Origin of the sequence: Nonlabens spongiae (assembly GCF_002117125.1) — a bacterium.
GTDB classification, from domain to species: domain Bacteria; phylum Bacteroidota; class Bacteroidia; order Flavobacteriales; family Flavobacteriaceae; genus Nonlabens; species Nonlabens spongiae.
The window spans coordinates 1,553,604-1,572,393 of sequence record NZ_CP019344.1 but is presented as its reverse complement, the minus strand read 5'-3'; the positions used below and the strand labels follow the sequence as shown (position 1 = coordinate 1,572,393).

Below are 18,790 nucleotides of genomic sequence, written 5' to 3'. Positions count from 1 at the left end.
TTACGCTTGCCGGGCGTGCTGTAAATGCCGTTGATCAGGCCGCCGTGGCCGTTGTCGAGTAGTATGGTCATGGTTTTATAAATTTTAGTTATTGATTCTCTGTAACAAACTGTTTAAAATCTTCTAGGAATTGTATGAATTTGTCAAACGGCCAGATAAAATCTTCTTCTTCCTTGTCACTATATGAGCTATAGAAAAACACTTCATTTTTATCTATGATCATAAAAAGATTACTGCCATCACCTTTATATTCATACTCTTCATCATTTTTTAAAGACAATGACTTATCAATTAACAGTTGTATCTTCTCAGCTGTCCATAAATGAGAGTTGATCTCAAAAAGAGCCATAAAAGAAGCCTCCAAACTATCGTACTTCACTCCAAACAAACCATCTTGTCCGTAAGGTTTCTTAGAGAACTCGTATTCCATTCTTTTAATATTATTTCAATCTATGTGTCAATCTATCATTGATTCTCTGCAACAAACTGTTTGAAATCTTCAAGAAACTCGATGAATTCATCGTGACTCAATATGAGGTCTTGTTCTTTACCTTCCATATTTTGTGCTCTGGCTTTTAGAAGATCATAAAATGCGACACCTTCCTCAAAACTGTAAAGAATAACATCTTCATTTCCCCAAGTGAAACGGTCCTGCCATTTATCATTTTTACTTTCTTGAATCTTGTGAATAATATTTTGGATTTTCTGAACATTCCAACCGGTATCAGAAAAACCCTGTAGAACTGAATATTCTTGTTCTGATATTTCTATCATGTACCATTTAGATAATTTAGTCTTGTGTATAAAAAATTTAGTATTGATCATAATTTTGGATATGCGTTGAATATTATGTCATCCTTGACTTCAAGGATCATAGACCATGACTCGAATGAACTATCTACTTCATATTTATCAAATAGCTGATTAGGTTTGGGTGGTAGCAGACCAGATTTGTCCAAAACGTTACGCTCATATGCCATTGCTACCTCACCCAAAATTCTTTCCTGTGTCCAGTTCTGAGGGAATAGAGATGAATTGTCTTGTTTAGGTAACCATCCATCTCGATATCTTATTTTGACTTTTCCTTTAAACGGGAGGTCATTTGGTAAATTTACAATTTCTCCTAGTTCATTCACTCTTGCAGTAGGAGGAATATCGATTCTAGTCACCCTAATGTTTTCAGAAATAAAATGACCGCCTGCAGACTGCAGAGCCCCTCGCTGGCGCGGAGTTGCACTCCGTGACCCCACCTGAGTAAACAAAAAACTCTTATTACATAAATCCCACCAGATCGATCTCAATCTCTGCAGGCATTTCCGCATAGTTTCGAGCACTGCTGTACTTCCAGTCCACGGGTCGAGTTACAAAGCCTGATTCCACAGGATTATCGTGAATGTAATCCAATTTCTGTTTGATGACCTTGGGGCTCCAAAGTTCAATGGGTTTGTTATGGTGCTGCCAGAACTGGTGTTCAGCCTTATTTCCGTTCTTTTTTGCTGATCGCTGCATCATCCAGAGCATCCATTCCTTTCTGCTTTCTTGAACATTGTTTTTGATTGCCTCGATAACACTACGAGCGGTATGCCTTTTGAAATCCTTCAATAAGGATTGCGGGTTTGAATTCTGATCCCTGAAAATCATATGCACATGAGTGGGCATGATGCAATAGGCAAAACAATCCATACCTTTTTCCCTGCGACAATACGCGATGTTGTTAGTAACTATGTCCATGTACTTTTCACGGGTGAATACATCGATCCAGTTAATGGTCGCAAAAGAGACAAAATAAGCACCCTCAGGATTTTTGAACTTATACTTACGGCTCACGATTAAATATAACAAATAAATCTATTCAGGCCCATTAGCAACGTGGTCACGGAGTGCAACTCCGCGCCAGCGAGGTGTTGATATCAAAAATTTGTCTTTAGGCCAGATTTGTCTGTCATCTAACTCCCCAATATCATATAATAGACCGGTACTCCTGGAAAGTCCGGATCGTCATCGGTCAGGAACTCCAGTCCCTCAAAAAAATGATGGTCCTGATCTGAAAGGTCATAGCTGCTTCCGTTCATAGGAGTACATGCGCCCTGATTGATCTTGTACATGAGCTCTCCTAGTGTAAATCCCGCAGGATTTATGGTATCGATGACAAACTGTTTATCTTCTTCGTCAATTTCCCAACGCGGGTCATCATCTGCAAGGCTGTCCCAGTCGATATCATCATCCTCATCCTCTTCTTCATCCAGAGAAACCCATGGGTACTGGATGACCACTTTCTGTACGGGAAGCATGATCCTATCGAGTGGCGGTAGTCTTTTTGAGGGGATGTCGTTGTACTTAATAAGAGCAGCCTCAAACTCTTCTTGTGTTTCAAATTTCTGGTAGAACGCCCAGTAGACGTTTTGTAATAATTCCTTTGGTAAATCCATGTTTTGTGTTTTTAAAAGTAGTTGCAAGGGTTAATGTTCTTATTATTCTTGAAATAACGCTGGTATTTCTTGAAAGAGCCCATACTTCTGCCCAGCGGCATGCTGCGGTTCCTTAGGTTGATACCTTTGGCCTTATATTGTTCTATATAAGCACGTTCCCATACCGCACTCTCAAACTCCGTCATCTCCACAAAGTCGTTAGCTCCCTTATTCAGGTTAGGGATAGCATCGACATCAGCCTTCCACTTGTAATAGGTCTTTTTTCCTGCGAGGGCCCGACGTCCATCTTGTTTATGTTCGTACAACCGAAGCGCTAGATCATCCCTCGTAGTTTTTCCAACATATTGAATATTAAGTTCCCCAAACTTTCCTAAACCATAAAAAGAATACCCACGTTCACTGGTGGTTTTATACCCTGGTCTCTTGTTGCTGTTGTGCGACAACAGCCCAGTTTTTCCCACAAGGTAATTGTGCAGGTCTTTTACTTCAAAGTTATAGGTAGGTACTTCCTTTTCTATAGTTTTTAAGTCCGTTATTTTGATTAATAGGTCTCTCTGTGGATCATAAAGATGCATACCTACCTTGAGCTGGTGTGCCTTGATCCAGGTATCGCTGGTCTTCACGTAGAACAGGTGTTGTCCCGTTGCCTTTAGGACATCTCCATTTTCTGTGGTAATGACCCTGTATTTGTGGGCATGGTTGCGGTAGGTCCGGGTTACCGGCTTTCGCGAAAGCGTGCCCACCTCAGTATCATAGCACAGAACGGTATCGCCTGTCTTGATTTCCTCGATAGGCTTTATGCCTGTCGTGGTGTGAACGGGCGTGCCGGCCAGGAAGCAGGGTTTTTTAGGTGGATTGGGAGGTGGGAAAAAATCTGAGAAGTGGAAGTCGTCCCAATATTTAGCGCTATTTGTTTTTCTCATTTTTTCAAAAGCTGAGGAGAGTCTGTTATCTGCATCATCTCCATATTTTTTTACAGCATCAATATAATCATCTATTCTTTTTTGTGGTTTGTCGAGTAGATTTTTTATTGCCTGAGAATAATCTTTCTTATTTGAATACCTCCCTATAACTATTCCATCCAATAAAATTTGGAAGCCCTCATCGACTTGCGAAAACCTAAATCCTTTTTCCAAAAGTCTATTCATGGCTCTTGACCTTAAGCCTTTCAAAGCAGAGATGATTGCAGCGGTTACGGGATCAAATATGGAAAGGTTAAGGTTTCCATTTGCAATAAGGTCTGCCCCCTCGCTGGCGCGGAGTTGCACTCCGTGACCCCACCTGAGTAAACAAAAAACTCTTATTACATAAATCCCACCAGATCGATCTCAATCTCTGCAGGCATTTCCGCATAGTTTCGAGCACTGCTGTACTTCCAGTCCACGGGTCGAGTTACAAAGCCTGATTCCACGGGATTATCGTGAATGTAATCCAATTTCTGTTTGATGACCTTGGGGCTCCAGAGTTCAATGGGTTTGTTATGGTGCTGCCAGAACTGGTGTTCAGCCATATTTCCGTTCTTTTTTGCTGCTCGCTGCATCATCCAGAGCATCCATTCCTTTCTGCTTTCTTGAACATTGTTTTTGATTGCCTCGATAACACTACGAGCGGTATGCCTTTTGAAATCCTTCAATAAGGATTGCGGGTTTGAATTCTGATCTCTGAACATCATGTGCACGTGGCTGGGCATGATGCAATAGGCAAAACAGTCCATGCACTTTTCAAGGCGACAGTAGATTATACTATCAGTAATAACGTTCATATATTTTTCACGAGTGAACACGTCGATCCAGTTGATCGTGGCAAAGGATACAAAATAGGCACCTTCGGGATTCTGGAATTTGTATTTGCGACTCATGGTTTAAATATAGAGCAATGGTCAACACTTATAATGGTAGCGTGGTCACGGAGTGCAACTCCGCGCCAGCGAGGGGAAAAGAAAAATCGTGATCAATCGGATTAATAATGTTTGGAAGGTTAAAAAGAAAAATAGAGACTTTCGTAAGTATAATTACCCTACCGTCACATACCCGATACCGTTTATATGAACGGCGCCCCTATTCATGCAAACGACAAGCTGGCAGGGCTCAACGCTCGCAGGAGAGCCGTAGGCGTACAGCAGTTCTCCTACGTAGACCGTACCTCTGGGCCATTTATCATGCAGAGCGACAAGGCCTCAGGAGATACAACCACAATGATGAGCGCGTTCCATTATATCGCCTATCCTCTAAACGAGCGGGACAGTCTGAACTATAGATACAAGCTCAAGGTGGCAGGTGATAGGATACACTATATCAGGGTGTATCTTGAGGGTGAGGAGTATTGGTAATTTAAATGGCGATTAAGATTTTTATTTATAGTGACGATGAGAATATGGAGTAAAAGGACTGGTATTCGTTAACTCTAAACTCCATATCTTTTATATTTGCCTAGATATTGAGTAAGAAGGATGTCTTTCTCATTTAATATGTAAAATCACAACACCATCTCCAGATTGAAAGACCAAAAGTTACTCCTTGACGCCCGCTCGCTGCACTTTATCCTGCATCGTCTAGCCTGTCAGTTGATTGAGAACCACGGTGATTTTTCAAATGTCGCTTTAATAGGACTTCAACCTCGTGGGAGCTTTTTGTTGTCTCGCTTGCGCGAAATCCTCCAAAACGATTATCACGTTAGCAACTTAGATACGGGATTACTCGATATTACTTTTTATAGAGATGATTTTAGACGTGGAGACAGTCCGCTGAAGGCAAATTCCACTCAGATCGATTTTTTGATCGAGGATAAAAAAGTCGTGATCGTAGACGATGTGCTGTACACCGGCCGGAGTATCAGAGCAGCACTTACCGCATTACAATCTTTTGGCCGGCCCTCATCAGTAGAGCTGTTGACTTTGATCGACCGCAGATTTTCCAGACATCTCCCAATACAACCCGACTATAATGGGAGACAAGTAGATGCCATTGACGGGCAGAAAGTAAAGGTGCACTGGAAAGAAAACTTTGGAGAAGACGCCGTTTATCTAATTAAAACAGAAGCATGAGTAGTTTGAGTGTAGATAATGTGTTAGGCATCAAATACCTCACAAAAGAGGACATCGAGCTCATTCATACCACCGCTGACCAATTCAAGGAGGTCATCAACAGGCCGATCAAAAAAGTACCATCATTACGTGACATCACGATAGCCAATCTCTTTTTTGAAAACAGTACCCGTACTAAACTCTCCTTTGAACTTGCTGAAAAACGTCTGAGTGCAGATGTGATCAACTTCAGCGCTGGACAGAGTAGCGTCAAGAAAGGGGAAACACTCATCGATACGGTGAATAATATTCTCGCGATGAAAGTGGATATCGTGGTGATGCGCCACCCTAATCCAGGAGCAGGAATTTTCTTGAGCAAACATGTAAACGCTCGTATCGTCAATGCCGGAGATGGAGCGCATGAACATCCCACACAAGCTTTGCTCGATGCCTATTCTATCAGGGAAAAATTAGGCAGCATCGAGGGAAAGAAAATTGTTATTGTTGGTGATATCCTGCACAGTCGTGTGGCACTTTCAAACATTTATTGCCTGAAGAAATTGGGTGCTGAGGTTAAGGTCTGCGGGCCTGCTACTTTAATGCCCAAATATATCGAGTCACTGGGAGTAGAAGTAGAGCTGAATCTAAGAAAGGCGCTGGAATGGTGCGATGTGGCAAACATGCTGCGCGTACAGAATGAGCGCATGGATATATCTTATTTCCCAAGCGTGCGTGAGTACGTGCAACAGTATGGAGTAAATCGTGAGTTGCTCGATGGACTGAACAAGGAAATTGTCATCATGCATCCAGGTCCCATCAATCGCGGTGTAGAAATCACCAGCGACGTGGCCGATAGTGACCAAGCGATTATTCTCGATCAGGTGGAAAATGGAGTGGCCGTGCGTATGGCGGTGCTCTATCTAGTCGCCTCAAAAATCAAACATCAGAAATCATGAAAAGTGAGATAAAAGAAAACCATGTGCTTGTCACAGATGAAAAGGATGATATGTGTGGTTTTGCACAGTTTTTGGCCAATATCTTTGAGCAGTTTGAAAACAAAAACGTGATCGTAGACCTGCAGAAATACAAATCGGCTACGCTGCAAGATTTTTTATGCTTTCTCGAGTTGAGTAATAAACACAGATCTGACAAAAATTCTTTTGTGATAGTAAACAGCAGTATGTCCAGCGAAGAAATCCCAGAAGAACTGATGGTCGTTCCCACCCTTCAAGAAGCTGAAGATGTGGTGCAGATGGAAGAAATCGAGAGGGATTTGGGTTTCTAAAATTCCAATCTCCAAGCTCCGATCTGCAAGCTCCAAGCTCCAAATTTCTAACCCATAGGTTAATTAGTTTAGAGATCTTTCTAAAAGTGGGCCTTACTTAGCCCCCTCGAGGGGGTGGGGGGTGTTCGCAGCAACAAACTTCAATTCTCAAAAGCTTAATTTTAAATCCCTAATCTCCTAATCTCCTAATCTCCTAATCTCCTAATCGTCTAATCCCTCATATTTTCATTCAAACCCACAACTCACAGCTCACAACTCACTGCGTAAAGCGCAAAACCCAAAATTTCATATAACCTTAAGTCTATTGCTGCGCACCGCTGCCTACTTTAGCAATTGATAAAAATCTGTTTTTGAAACTCACGATTCTCGGTTGTCATAGCGCCACCCCAAAAGAAAATGCTCGTCCCACTTCCCAAGTTTTGGAAATGCGCGGGCACCTATTTTTAATTGATTGCGGTGAGGGAACCCAGATGGCGATGCGCAAAGCAAAGGTCAAGTTTTCTCGCATCAAACATATTTTCATCTCGCATTTGCACGGTGACCACGTTTATGGATTGGTTGGTTTGATTTCTACTTTCTGCCTGCTGGGTCGTGAAACTCCGTTAACGGTTTACGGTCCTAAAGGTGTGAAGGAGCTGGTGCTATTTCAGTTGAAGTTATCGGGTGCTTATACTACTTTTCCGTTACGCTTTCGCGAAAGCGTAGACAACCAACCTACTTTACTCTTTGAGGATGAATTATTGAGCGTGACCACCATTCCGCTGGAACATCGCATTTTTACTCATGGTTTTTTGTTTCAGGAGAAGCCGCACGATCGCAAACTCGATGTGGTGGCTTGTCAGGAGCGTGGAATCGATGTTTCTTATTATAAGAAAATCAAAAAGGGACACGACATGGTTTTGGAAGATGGGAGCGTGATTCCTAATGAGGAACTGACGTTTGAGGGACAGTCGCAGCGCAGTTACGCCTTTTGTAGTGATACTATTTATAAAGAAGATATCATTCCCCAGATCAATGGGGTGACGGCGCTCTATCATGAAAGTACGTTTTTAAAAGATCGCGAAGAGCTTTGCGAAAAAACAAAACACAGCACCGCTGAACAAGCCGCCCAAATCGCCAAAAAAGCCGATGTCGGAACGCTGATCCTCGGTCATTTTTCGTCACGTTACAACAACTACGACCTATTCAAAGAAGAAGCGCAAACCGTTTTTGAAAACGTAGAACTCGCTGCTGACGGGAAGGTTTTTGAATTTAACAAATAAATACCTGTTTTACAAAAACAGGTATTTATTGCTAGTATTATTAAAAAAAACCAAATACATTTATCCTGGAAAAAAGATTTAGCTGCAGCATGATCTTATTCGTTAACATCCCAAAATGGGAATAAACTAAATCTTATGAAAAAAATATCTTTAATATTTGGACTTGTTTTGTCCATTTCCTTAATCACATCTTGTGATACAAATGAGGTAGAGTTGACCGAAGAACAACAAATTGAATTTTTAGCAAAAAATTCGGGTTTTGATCCAAAAGCTATCTTTGATGAAGTAATAAATGATACCACTAATGTAGATGGAATAAAGGTTTACGACGAGCTCAGCGATCAACAAAAAACAAATGTTTTTGTTTACAAATATCAAAAATTCAAAAGTGATAACGTTTTAAATTTGAATCAGAAAAGTGCAATCGATGATTTGATCGCTTACTATTCAAACAATATTCGAATTGAAGAGGATATTAAAGTTCAACCTGAAATTGATGCCGTGTTCGAGAACTTCAACGTATTTCAATCTGTTTCTTTAATTGGTTTTGTTGGGAATAACCCTGTCGAATCTGGTCCGGCAACAAGTACTGATGAAGATTATACTGGATTTACTTATGAGTTAAAGAGTGAATGTCATGAAGAATTTGTCGATGGTGAATCTGTTGGTTTTTATGAAACCATTACCGTCAGGAGATATAGAAATGGAAGACTTAAGGAAACTTGGAAAAACACTTTACAACCTTGTGGAAATTATGCCCTCTTGACAGAGTCATAAAAGAAAGTTTCAGTTATCATAAAGTCCAAAATCTCAAGTTTTGGACTTTTGTTGTTGCTCTATTTTTACTCAGTTTTTGTTTTGCACAAAATAATATTAGAATAATTGATAAATTTTCAAATAAACCAATTTTATCTGATTCGGTTTTAGTTTTTTCTAAAGATAAAAGAGAGTTTACCAAAACTGATTCGGTTGGTACGATAAAAATGAATAAGTACATCGAGGAAGTCGATTCACTGATTTTTTATGTTTTTGATAAGAAATATGTAATTAATAAAATTTCAAGTTCAACTATTAAAATTGATGTTAGAGATTCTTTAGATGAAGTAATTATTTCAAATGAATATCATTCCTTAAGCATAAAGACATCAGGTGATAATAAGTGTAAATTATATCCTAATGTGGGTTCAATGTTTAATACTCTTGATACTAGAGGATATCAAGACTACAAAATAGAAAAGATAAAAATTTATATTCAACGTAACAAAAGAGACGCTAATGGAAACAAGCTAAATTATACAACTCAAAAATTCAAAATACGATTTCACGCAATAAAAGACAGCGTCTATGGTCTTGAAAATGTAATACATGAAACGAATATTTTGATTAGAGATGGTGCCAAGAATTCTGAATGGTATGAGATCAAATTCAAAAATTTATTTATTCCAGATACTGCTTGGTTGGGTATTGAATTCGTTTCATTATCATCTAATACTGCACTCTCTTGTCACACTGTAAATAATCAAGAACATTTTGCTTGGGGAAGTTTAAGAGATAACTCGAGTTACAATCGAGGGGTGATTGTGAAACAAGAATTTCTATTGTTATCAGAGAAACAAAAGAGTAGCCAAGATCAAGAACTTTATCTCATACCAATAGAACTATGTTTGAGCAAAGGTAGGAAATAGTACATTCAAAAATGATGATAAGGCTCATTTTTGAGAATTGTAAACGCTCTGTAGATCTGCTCCGTGGCAAATAGGCGTACCATTTGGTGGGAAAAAGTCATGTCGCTAAGGGATAATTTTGAATTGGCTCGATCGTAGACATCTTGTGAGAATCCGTAAGGTCCGCCTATAATAAAAACCAGTCTCTTGAGTCCAGAAACGCTGCGTTTATTGATCAACTCAGCAAACTGTGGACTGCTCAATCGCTTACCGCGCTGGTCCAGCAACGTTACAAAGTCGCTTTTTTCAAGCTGGGCGAGAATGTTTTTGCCTTCTTCGTTTTTCTGTCGTTCCTCGTTCATGTTTTTGGTATTCTTGAGATCGGGAAGTAGTTGCAGCTCAAAATTTACATAATGCTGCAAGCGGTCTGCATACATGTCTGTTAGTTCAGCGATTCTGGGATCGTCCGTTTTTCCTACGGCAAGAAGCGTGATTTTCATGGTTCAAAAATACCGCTACCGTTGATAAATCGGTTTACAATACGTCTATTTTTAAGGCTTTCTTCGTTTTTAGGCTCTTGGGATTTGGTTAATTTAGACTTGGGAACAATTGTTGAACTACCGTCCCATATCTTGAATTTATGAATCGATTTTTTCTAGGCGTTTTATGTGTTCTCGCTTTCGCGAAAGCGGAACTACCACAAGCCCAAAACCCCAATATATCACCTCTCGTTGCTAAGGATTACATCGCCCAAAAGGAATGGGTGGACAGTGTTTACAATCAACTAAGCACGCGCGAACGGATCGCTCAACTATTTATGGTTGATGCATTTACAAATCGCGGTAAAGCCGATCTGGACAAAGTGCGCGACCTCGTGAGGTTCCATAAAATTGGGGGCGTGATATTTTCAAAAGGCGGACCGGGCCGTCAAGCTAAGTTTACCAATGAGATTCAAGATACAGCTGATGTCCCGTTGTTGATCGCGATGGACGCTGAGTGGGGGCTGGCCATGAGGCTGGACAGTACGTATGCTTTCCCGTGGAACATGACGCTAGGCGCAGACAGGAAGCATGAATTGAGTTATGAAGTGGGAAAACGCATAGGAGAGCACAGCAAGCGACTGGGCGTGCACATCAATTTTGCTCCAGATGTGGATATCAATACAAATCCGCTGAATCCTATTATTGGTAATAGAAGTTTTGGTGAAGATAAAATCAACGTCACCGAAAAGGCCAGCGCGTTTATGCGCGGTATGCAAAGTACGGGAACGCTCGCGTGTGCAAAGCATTTTCCAGGTCATGGCGATACAGATCAAGATAGCCATAAAATATTACCTACGGTAGATTTTACCGCAGAACGTATCGATAGCGTAGAACTTTACCCTTACCGCAGGTTAATAAGTGAGGGACTTGCCAGCGCGATGGTCGCGCACTTGAATATTCCGAGTTTAGAAAGTCGCAATGGTTACCCGACCAGTATCAGCGAGAAAGTAGTAACGGGAATGCTTAAGGAAAAGTTGGGTTTTCAAGGCTTGATCTTTACCGATGCTTTAAACATGAAGGGAGCAAGCAACTTTAGTGAGCCAGGTCAGATCGACCTGCAAGCTTTCAAAGCTGGAAATGATGTGATGCTGATTTCAAAAGATATACCTAAAGCTATTACCGTTTTTGAAATGGCACTGGCAAACAGCGAGATTACCGCAGAGCGTTTGGAACATTCCGTCAAAAAAATCTTGATGTCAAAATACCTCGTGGGTTTGAATAATTACCAGCCCATCAATACAGAAAATCTTCATGCCGATCTCAACCGGGAAATAGACGATGTCGCCTATGAAAAAGCGATGGAAAGAAGTATCACGCTGCTGAAAAACGAGAAGAAACTTGTACCTATTAAAAATCTAGAAACCAAACGTATTGCTTACGTTTCGCTAGGTGACGATTCTGGACTAGAGTTTTACCGAGAACTGAACAAGTACACTCGAGTGGAGAAAATAGTTGCAGATCAACTGAGCGATTTGATGACAAAGCTGGAACCATTTAACACCGTGATTGTAGGTTTTCATCGTAGCAATGACAATCCTTGGAAAAGCTATAAAATTGATGGCAAAGAGTTGAACTGGCTCTATGAAATTGCTCGTAAGCATGATGTTATTTTTAGCAGTTTTGTCAATCCATACATGCTTGCTCAATTGCGTACGACTACCAATTTTGAGACGATTGTTCAGTCTTATCAAAACAGTGAGATCACTCAAAAATTGACGGCTCAGATGATTTTTGGTGCACGTGCTTTCAAAGGTCGCTTGCCGGTAACTTCTGGTGAATTTAAGGTTGGATCTGGAATGGATACGCAATCCATCGGTCGTCTTTCTTATAGTTCAAGTCCCAGTTCTGCTGGATTCAATGCTGATATGGTTGCAAAAATCGACAGTATTGCAAACCATACGATAAATAGAAAAGGAGCTCCTGGGATTCAGATTTTAGTGGCTCGCAAAGGAAAAGTCGTTCTTGATAAGAACTATGGTTATCACACGTATTCAAAGAAAAACAAAGTAGAAGATGATGAGATTTATGATGTAGCTTCTGTTACAAAGATTATTGCAACTCTTCCACTCGTCATGGAGCTAGTGGAGCAGGGAAGGCTAGACCTTGATGACCCCATTACCAAGCTTGATACAGCTTTTGCGAGCTCCAATAAAAAGGATATCACTTTGCGCAAAATGCTTTCACACTACGCACAGTTGAAGCCTTGGATACCATTCTATGCTTACACACTGGACAGTCTCACCCAAAAACGCTTGGATCATTTCTATGCTTCCACGGAATCTAATGAGTACAATTTGCCGGTGGCTAGGGATATTTTCGCGAAAGCGGTCATATTAGATACGATAAACACGCGTCTTAAAGAAAGCGACCTCCTTAAGAAAAAAGAGTACAAATACAGCGATTTACCATATTATATTTTAAAGGATTACCTCGAGCGTACTTCTGGAAGGTCGCTGGACGAGTTAACACAATCACACTTTTATCAATCGATGGGAATGGTGAATACAGGGTACCGACCGTTGGAAAAGTTCTCCATCGATCGCATTGTACCTACAGAAGATGATAAGACTTTCAGAAACCAACTATTACAAGGGTATGTGCACGATCAGGGTGCTGCGATGCAAGGTGGGATAGGCGGGCATGCCGGGTTGTTCTCTAACAAGAATGACCTTGCGATCATGATGCAAATGTTCTTGCAAGGTGGCTTTTACGGCGGTCGCAGGTACTTCAAAGAAAGCACCATTGATGAATTCAACACGTGCTACTACTGTGAGGAAGACGTGCGCAGAGGAGTAGGTTTTGACAAGCCTCAGCTTGAAGAAGTTGGTCCTACTTGCGGTTGCTTGAGCAAAAAGAGTTTTGGTCATAGTGGTTTTACAGGTGCTTATGTTTGGGCAGATCCTGATGAGGAGATCGTTTATGTATTTTTGTCTAATCGCGTGCACCCAGATGCCGGTAACAGATTTCTAATCACCGAAAACATCAGGACAAACATTCAGCAGATCATTTATGACTCTATCATCGATTAAACCGCTCTTATCATGAAAATCGCAATAGTTTGTTACCCGACTTTTTGGGGGAGTGGCGTAGTCGCAACGATGCTAGGAACTTCGCTGGCGCAAAGAGGTCATGAAGTACATTTTGTGACTTACAAACAACCGGTCAGACTGGAGTTGCTGACTAAGAATATTTACTTCCATGAGGTTGACGTAGAGGAATACCCGCTGTTTCATTATCAGCCTTATGACCTGGCGCTTTCTAGTAAGTTGGTAAACGTGGTTCAAAAGCATGACATAGAATTGCTTCATGTACATTATGCGATCCCGCATGCTTATGCGGGTTATATGGCGCAACAAATGCTTAAAGAACACGATATCACTTTGCCCATGGTAACTACACTTCATGGAACTGATATCACACTGGTAGGAAGTAATCCTATTTATAAACCATCAGTTACGTTCAGTATTAACAAGAGTGATGTGGTGACCTCTGTGTCGCAGAGTTTGAAGGACGACACCATTGATATTTTTGATATAAAAAGGGAAATAGACGTGGTTCCCAACTTTATAGACATGAGCAGCTATAAAACGGAGTTTACCGATTGTGACCGTAGCTTGATGGCATTTCCTGAGGAGCGCATCATCACGCACATCAGTAACATGCGACCAGTGAAGCGCATCATGGATGTAGTACGTATTTTTGAAAAGGTTTCAGAGCAAATTCCTTCCATTTTAATTATGGTAGGAGATGGGCCAGAACGTACCGAAGCCGAAAAATACACCCGAAGGAATGGGTTGTCACACAAAGTAAAATGGGTAGGTAACAGTACAGAGATCGACCGGATTCTTTGTTTTTCAGACCTGTTTTTGCTGCCTAGTGAGAAGGAAAGTTTTGGTCTGGCTGCCTTAGAAGCGATGGCTAACCGCACTCCGGTAATTTCTTCAAATACTGGTGGGTTGCCAGAGGTAAATGAGAACGGAATCTCTGGATTTACCAGCGATGTGGGCAATATAGATGAGATGGCTCAAAAGGCCGTTCACATTCTAGAAGAAGATGATCGATTAGTTGCTTTTAAAAAGTCCGCTTTCGCGAAAGCGGAACAATTTGACATCAATCTTGTCATCCCACAATACGAGCGACTATACGAAAACGCTATGCAAAAATCCGAATCAGAAACTGTAGCATAAAAAAAAAAGGAATCCGCACGGGATTCCTTTTTCAATTTAAAATCGGTGTGTAATTAAAATTGGTACTTGATACCGAGTGCGATGTTGAAATCTAAATCGTCACGGTTGTCGCCAAAGTAAATAGCTGGACGTGTATCGAGTGACAATAGTAACGGGATATCAAAGTTATATTCAATACCTACCTGACCTGCGAGGAAAAGTGCCGTTTCACTACTGTCATCATCTCCGAAGACATCATCGTCATAATCAATGAACGAGATACCAGCACCCGGACCAGCATACCAGTTGAATCCACCATCGATGTTCCAGACCCACTGATAGATACCAGCTAGTTGAAATGCATCATAAGCATCATCAGTTTCAAGACCTAGATCAATTTCAAGTCTATTGTTTGCACTCAATAATCTCTGGTAAGTAACTTCAGTCCCGAAGCCATCACCACCACCAGCTCTAAGACCGATTGCGTTATTAGAAATTTCTTGAGCATTAGCAGTAAATGTTGCGGCTAGAGCAGCAATAAATAGAAAAACTGTCTTTTTCATGTTTAAGAATTTTGAACAAATGTCGATTAGTAAATAGACTACTTTAATTGCAGAAATGTTAATACTTGTTATCGCATTCTTAATGTCTAGCCCTCAAATTCAAGATCACCACCATTATCATCACCTCGTTGCTCTCTTCTGTCTTTTTTCTGATTGAAGCGGTAGACAAATGTCATTATGAATTGACGCTGACGCCACTGAAATTCACTATTTTGTACAAAACTGGGCACTGCAGTTCCATCTACCATAATATCCTGACCTCTTGTGGTACTCTCCCTTCTACGACTATTAAATAGGTCACTCACGCTTGCGGTAATGGAAGCCTTATCTCCCCAAATATCCTTACTCGCGGCAAGATTTACAGTCAATATAGCGTTTGAATCACCTTGTGCATTCTGGCTAGCACCGCGGTAGTTCATGCGGCTTTGTAGGTCGATTTTTCCAGGCAAAACAAACTTCTGATTGAGTCGAGCGAAGTAGGTGGTGTTGTTGAAGCTGAAGTCTTGGTTTTGAAATGCTCCATCAGTTTGCTCATTGAACAGGTTAAAGTCACTGTTGATAGTCCACCATTTAAACGGTCTATAATATAAGGTAACTTCTAGTCCTATGCGCTCGTTTGTAGATAAATTCACAGGAATACGTCTAATGATAGGGTCACCATTGTCAGTTACCTCGCCTGTATCTTCTTGAATACGCTCCCAGTTATCCTCACTGTGGTTGTAATATACCGCACTACTAATGGTGACATCGCCCCACCTTTTTATATAAGATAACTCGACGTTATCAGTAAATGTAGGGTCTAGGTCAACATTACCTTGAAAAATATTGCTCTCGCTGCTTCTACTAGGGAATGGATTGAGAAATCTTCCTCTAGGTCTTCTTATACGTCTATTGTAACCCAGGCTAAAACTTTCCCCTCCTTTGATCTCATAATTCAAATTAAGAGTAGGGAATAGGTTGCTGTAATCTTTTTCGTCAGTGATTTGAGTGGTTTCTTGGAAGATATCCACGTTTGTGTTTTCAAATCTAAGACCTGCAAGAAAACTGAACTTATCGATCTTCTGACCATATTGTACGTAGAGAGCATTAACTAATTCTTCATAATTGAAGGTGTTGTTCAACCCTACATCTTCTATAAAGGGATTACCAGGAATGAGAAAGTCTCGTTCTTTCAAGAAAAACGAATTGGTAATATCCCTATAATTCCCTCGATACCCAGCTTCAAAATTGATGTTCTCACCTATGGGCAATTCATAATCAACTTGAAGTAAGGCATTTTTTTCCTCGCTATCCTGAACTTGAAATTCATCGTCATTCAACTCATTAAGTATCACATCACGTTCTGTAATATCTGCAATCTCCTCCTCAATCTCCATCCCATATTGCAGGGAGGCTACGAGTTTCTGACCGTCCTCGTCGATATCATTCTTATAATCTATGGTAAACTGGATATCGTCTTCATTTTCCCCTTCACGTTCTATCCTTCGTGTGGCCTCATTAAGGTTGCGATTGATGTCAAATCGATCGATGGTGTTGGTCGTCACATCATCATCGTTGCCGTATCTATAAACCACGTTTCCTATAATATTGCTATTGTCGGTAATGTCATACTGAACGCCTAAGCTGGTAAAAAAGTTGCGTCCCAAGCGATCAAAATCACGGCGCTCCTCCACAAATCTATTTTGAGCAGTGGGAGAGAAGTATTCCGTATCACTAGAGGCGTTCCCAGGGGTTGTACGGTAACGCATACCTGTATTTGTGAATACATTCCAGTCTCCTTTTCTAATATTTCCATTAAAGCTCAATCCGTATCGCTCAGGGATTCCTGTTTCAACTTGGACATTACCATTAAAACCTAGCAGAGATTCCTTTCTCAAGATAATGTTTAAGATACCACCAGTTCCCTCTGCATCGTATCGAGCACTAGGTGATGTGATCACCTCTACACGCTCGATGGCATCTGCTGGGATTTGTCTTAACGCTTCGGCACCATTCATTCCTACAAGAGCGCTGGGGCGACCGTCTATCAAGATGGTTACGTTATCGTTCCCACGCAAGGCCACATTACCTTCTACGTCTACGGAAACACTGGGTACGTTATCGAGAACATCACTGGCTGACCCACCACGTACGGTTAGATCTTTACCGATGTTGTAGATTTTTTTATCCAGTCTTATGTCAACGGTAGTTTTCTCTGCAATTACAACAGCTGCTTCTAGCTCAGCCACGTCTTGTTCCAGCTGCATCAAACCAAAATTAGTATCGCTATCGATGACTACATTTTCGCGAGTAACACTTTTGAAGGTAATGTATTCCCAGCGTACTTGATAGGTACCTTCCTTTATTTGAAAAGTGTAATTACCCTCTAGATCAGTTACTCCTCCCTGAGGTGATTGATTGGGATCTTCACTTATAAATGATACCGTTGCAAATTCTAAAGGATCGCCAGAGGCTTTATCGATTAATTTTCCTTTAACTGTGTACTGCTGTTGAGCTACCGTGAATACTGAAAAGAGTAATAGTGCTAAACTGGATAGTGTTTTCAAGAGTCTTTGTTTTACAAAGTTGGACTAGAGAAACACCCGCAGGTTTAAGCTGTATATGCTAAGTTTAAGTTAAAGCGGTTATAGTAAAAACTTATGCGAGGATAGCCTCTACAATTCGTTAGAGACTTCGTCCTTACTATCTTCCATTAAGTAAGCTTTCAAAAACGCGTCGAGATCACCATTGAGAACAGCATCTGTATTTCCAGTCTCGTGATTTGTTCTCACATCTTTGATCAATTTGTAAGGGTGTAGAACGTAATTACGTATTTGCGATCCCCACTCGATTTTCATTTTACCAGCCTCGATTTCATCACGAGCCGCGTTGCGTTTTTGAAGCTCTATTTCAAAAAGTTGCGATTTAAGCATTTGCATAGCTTTCTCACGATTCTCTAACTGTGAGCGTGTTTCAGAATTGTGAATTACGATTCCCGTAGGGTGGTGGGTAAGAATTGCTTTGGTTTCCACCTTGTTTACGTTCTGGCCACCCGCGCCACTGGATCGTGCAAAGTCCCAAGAAATGTCTGCCGGATTGATGTCTATTTCTATACTATCATCAGCAAGTGGATACACGTAAACTGATGCAAATGATGTATGCCTTTTTGCATTTGAATCAAAAGGCGAAATACGCACCAGTCTGTGCACGCCATTTTCACCTTTTAACCAGCCAAAACTATAGTCTCCTTCAATCTCCAGCGTCACGGTTTTGATACCTGCAACATCACCCGGCTGAAAATTCAGCTCCTTTACCTTATAACCGCTCTTTTCTGCCCACATCATGTACATGCGCATTAAAATCTCAGCCCAGTCGCAGGACTCTGTCCCACCTGCTCCTGCGGTAATTTGCAGTACGGCACTCATGTCATCACCCTCGTTAGAGAGCATGTTTTTGAATTCTAGACGCTCGATCAGGTCTTGCGCAGCTTCAAATTTGCTGGATACATCTTCTTCAGTGGCCTCATTTTCCTTATAAAATTCATACAGCACTTCCAGGTCTTCAACCAGTGTCACAGCATTATTATAATCAGTAGTCCACTGTTTTTTATTACGCAGTTGCTTCATAATCGCCTCTGCATCTTTGGGATTGTTCCAAAAATTAGGTGAGAAGGTTTTTTCCTCCAGGTTAGTAATTTCAATTTTCTTTGCATCAATCTGCAAATAATTCTTGAGCTTGCTCACTCGCGTTTCCAGATCCTTAATTTGTTCTGCTGTAATCATAGCCTACAAAAATACTATTTATCATGCCATGTAATGGATTAGGTATGAGTACTTATTAGTATAATACTTATTAAGTTTACGCTTTCGCGAAAGCGA

General features: G+C 40.9%; 20 protein-coding genes. 9 read left to right on the top strand and 11 right to left on the bottom strand.

Going from position 1 to position 18,790, the window contains the following annotated elements:
* Nucleotides 1-88: 88 nt before the first annotated feature.
* The 7 genes from BST97_RS07205 to BST97_RS07175 form a co-directional block, all read right to left on the bottom strand.
* Complete coding sequence (locus BST97_RS07205) at nt 89-430, bottom strand: hypothetical protein (protein WP_085766605.1); 342 nt, start codon at nt 428-430, stop codon at nt 89-91.
* A gap of 35 nt (nt 431-465) precedes the next feature.
* Nucleotides 466-774, bottom strand: coding sequence for a hypothetical protein (locus BST97_RS07200; protein WP_085766604.1), 309 nt, complete (start codon nt 772-774; stop codon nt 466-468).
* Between the two features lie 47 nt (nt 775-821).
* The gene (locus BST97_RS07195) at nt 822-1,169 is read right to left on the bottom strand and encodes an EndoU domain-containing protein (RefSeq protein ID WP_169711547.1); all 348 of its coding nucleotides are present in this window, start codon (nt 1,167-1,169) and stop codon (nt 822-824) included.
* Between the two features lie 103 nt (nt 1,170-1,272).
* Nucleotides 1,273-1,827, bottom strand: coding sequence for an REP-associated tyrosine transposase (locus BST97_RS07190; protein ID WP_085766602.1), 555 nt, complete (start codon nt 1,825-1,827; stop codon nt 1,273-1,275).
* A gap of 119 nt (nt 1,828-1,946) precedes the next feature.
* Nucleotides 1,947-2,429, bottom strand: a complete 483-nt coding sequence (locus BST97_RS07185; protein WP_085766601.1) for a hypothetical protein — start codon at nt 2,427-2,429, stop codon at nt 1,947-1,949.
* Nucleotides 2,430-2,440: 11 nt separating this feature from the next.
* Nucleotides 2,441-3,697 (bottom strand): Hint domain-containing protein, encoded by a 1,257-nt coding sequence (locus BST97_RS07180; RefSeq protein ID WP_085766600.1) that lies wholly within the window; start codon nt 3,695-3,697, stop codon nt 2,441-2,443.
* Between the two features lie 35 nt (nt 3,698-3,732).
* Nucleotides 3,733-4,287: an REP-associated tyrosine transposase gene (locus BST97_RS07175; RefSeq protein ID WP_085766599.1), complete on the bottom strand. Its 555-nt coding sequence runs from the start codon at nt 4,285-4,287 to the stop codon at nt 3,733-3,735.
* A 186-nt stretch (nt 4,288-4,473) separates the two neighbouring features.
* On the opposite strand from BST97_RS07175, the gene BST97_RS07170 reads away from it, so the two are divergent.
* The 7 genes from BST97_RS07170 (at nt 4,474) to BST97_RS07140 (ending at nt 9,683) form a co-directional block, all read left to right on the top strand.
* Nucleotides 4,474-4,758 carry a hypothetical protein gene (locus BST97_RS07170; RefSeq protein ID WP_085766598.1) on the top strand — a complete coding sequence of 95 codons (285 nt, stop codon included), beginning with the start codon at nt 4,474-4,476 and terminating at the stop codon, nt 4,756-4,758.
* A gap of 165 nt (nt 4,759-4,923) precedes the next feature.
* On the top strand, nt 4,924-5,472 hold the full coding sequence (pyrR, locus tag BST97_RS07165; protein ID WP_085766597.1) for a bifunctional pyr operon transcriptional regulator/uracil phosphoribosyltransferase PyrR: 549 nt from the start codon (nt 4,924-4,926) through the stop codon (nt 5,470-5,472).
* Nucleotides 5,469-6,407, top strand: a complete 939-nt coding sequence (locus BST97_RS07160; protein WP_085766596.1) for an aspartate carbamoyltransferase catalytic subunit — start codon at nt 5,469-5,471, stop codon at nt 6,405-6,407. The genes pyrR and BST97_RS07160 overlap by 4 nt, the downstream gene beginning before the upstream one ends.
* On the top strand, nt 6,404-6,736 hold the full coding sequence (locus BST97_RS07155; protein WP_085766595.1) for a ribonuclease Z: 333 nt from the start codon (nt 6,404-6,406) through the stop codon (nt 6,734-6,736). The genes BST97_RS07160 and BST97_RS07155 overlap by 4 nt, the downstream gene beginning before the upstream one ends.
* A gap of 350 nt (nt 6,737-7,086) precedes the next feature.
* Nucleotides 7,087-7,998 (top strand): ribonuclease Z, encoded by a 912-nt coding sequence (locus BST97_RS07150; RefSeq protein ID WP_085766594.1) that lies wholly within the window; start codon nt 7,087-7,089, stop codon nt 7,996-7,998.
* 135 nt (nt 7,999-8,133) lie between these two features.
* Nucleotides 8,134-8,775 (top strand): hypothetical protein, encoded by a 642-nt coding sequence (locus tag BST97_RS07145; RefSeq protein WP_085766593.1) that lies wholly within the window; start codon nt 8,134-8,136, stop codon nt 8,773-8,775.
* Nucleotides 8,721-9,683 (top strand): hypothetical protein, encoded by a 963-nt coding sequence (locus BST97_RS07140; protein ID WP_157111530.1) that lies wholly within the window; start codon nt 8,721-8,723, stop codon nt 9,681-9,683. The genes BST97_RS07145 and BST97_RS07140 overlap by 55 nt, the downstream gene beginning before the upstream one ends.
* A gap of 5 nt (nt 9,684-9,688) precedes the next feature.
* Here BST97_RS07140 and rlmH read toward each other — a convergent pair whose 3' ends face one another.
* Nucleotides 9,689-10,162 (bottom strand): 23S rRNA (pseudouridine(1915)-N(3))-methyltransferase RlmH, encoded by a 474-nt coding sequence (gene rlmH / locus BST97_RS07135; RefSeq protein WP_085766591.1) that lies wholly within the window; start codon nt 10,160-10,162, stop codon nt 9,689-9,691.
* 140 nt (nt 10,163-10,302) lie between these two features.
* Between rlmH and BST97_RS07130 the strand changes: the two genes are divergently transcribed.
* Both BST97_RS07130 and bshA read left to right on the top strand, forming a co-directional pair.
* Nucleotides 10,303-13,233, top strand: coding sequence for a glycoside hydrolase family 3 N-terminal domain-containing protein (locus tag BST97_RS07130; protein WP_085766590.1), 2,931 nt, complete (start codon nt 10,303-10,305; stop codon nt 13,231-13,233).
* Nucleotides 13,234-13,245: 12 nt separating this feature from the next.
* Nucleotides 13,246-14,391 carry an N-acetyl-alpha-D-glucosaminyl L-malate synthase BshA gene (gene bshA / locus BST97_RS07125; RefSeq protein WP_085766589.1) on the top strand — a complete coding sequence of 382 codons (1,146 nt, stop codon included), beginning with the start codon at nt 13,246-13,248 and terminating at the stop codon, nt 14,389-14,391.
* A gap of 53 nt (nt 14,392-14,444) precedes the next feature.
* Here the strand turns inward: bshA and BST97_RS07120 are convergent, their stop codons facing one another.
* The 3 genes from BST97_RS07120 to prfB form a co-directional block, all read right to left on the bottom strand.
* A complete protein-coding gene (locus BST97_RS07120; protein WP_085766588.1) occupies nt 14,445-14,933 on the bottom strand; it encodes a hypothetical protein in 489 nt (162 codons plus the stop codon).
* 86 nt (nt 14,934-15,019) lie between these two features.
* Nucleotides 15,020-17,479, bottom strand: coding sequence for a TonB-dependent receptor domain-containing protein (locus BST97_RS07115; RefSeq protein WP_085766587.1), 2,460 nt, complete (start codon nt 17,477-17,479; stop codon nt 15,020-15,022).
* A gap of 108 nt (nt 17,480-17,587) precedes the next feature.
* Nucleotides 17,588-18,694, bottom strand: a complete 1,107-nt coding sequence (gene prfB / locus BST97_RS07110) for a peptide chain release factor 2 (RefSeq protein WP_085766586.1) — start codon at nt 18,692-18,694, stop codon at nt 17,588-17,590.
* Between the last annotated feature and the right edge of the window lie 96 nt (nt 18,695-18,790).

Excerpts from the sequence above, each read along its gene's own strand:
- BST97_RS07205 (WP_085766605.1), bottom strand. The coding sequence starts at position 430 with ATGGAATACGAGTTCTCTAAGAAACCTTACGGACAAGATGGTTTGTTT.
- BST97_RS07200 (WP_085766604.1), bottom strand. The coding sequence starts at position 774 with ATGATAGAAATATCAGAACAAGAATATTCAGTTCTACAGGGTTTTTCT.
- BST97_RS07185 (WP_085766601.1), bottom strand. The coding sequence starts at position 2,429 with ATGGATTTACCAAAGGAATTATTACAAAACGTCTACTGGGCGTTCTAC.
- BST97_RS07175 (WP_085766599.1), bottom strand. The coding sequence starts at position 4,287 with ATGAGTCGCAAATACAAATTCCAGAATCCCGAAGGTGCCTATTTTGTA.
- BST97_RS07170 (WP_085766598.1), top strand. The coding sequence starts at position 4,474 with ATGAACGGCGCCCCTATTCATGCAAACGACAAGCTGGCAGGGCTCAAC.
- BST97_RS07160 (WP_085766596.1), top strand. The coding sequence starts at position 5,469 with ATGAGTAGTTTGAGTGTAGATAATGTGTTAGGCATCAAATACCTCACA.
- BST97_RS07155 (WP_085766595.1), top strand. The coding sequence starts at position 6,404 with ATGAAAAGTGAGATAAAAGAAAACCATGTGCTTGTCACAGATGAAAAG.
- BST97_RS07145 (WP_085766593.1), top strand. The coding sequence starts at position 8,134 with ATGAAAAAAATATCTTTAATATTTGGACTTGTTTTGTCCATTTCCTTA.
- rlmH (WP_085766591.1), bottom strand. The coding sequence starts at position 10,162 with ATGAAAATCACGCTTCTTGCCGTAGGAAAAACGGACGATCCCAGAATC.
- BST97_RS07130 (WP_085766590.1), top strand. The coding sequence starts at position 10,303 with ATGAATCGATTTTTTCTAGGCGTTTTATGTGTTCTCGCTTTCGCGAAA.
- bshA (WP_085766589.1), top strand. The coding sequence starts at position 13,246 with ATGAAAATCGCAATAGTTTGTTACCCGACTTTTTGGGGGAGTGGCGTA.
- BST97_RS07120 (WP_085766588.1), bottom strand. The coding sequence starts at position 14,933 with ATGAAAAAGACAGTTTTTCTATTTATTGCTGCTCTAGCCGCAACATTT.
- prfB (WP_085766586.1), bottom strand. The coding sequence starts at position 18,694 with ATGATTACAGCAGAACAAATTAAGGATCTGGAAACGCGAGTGAGCAAG.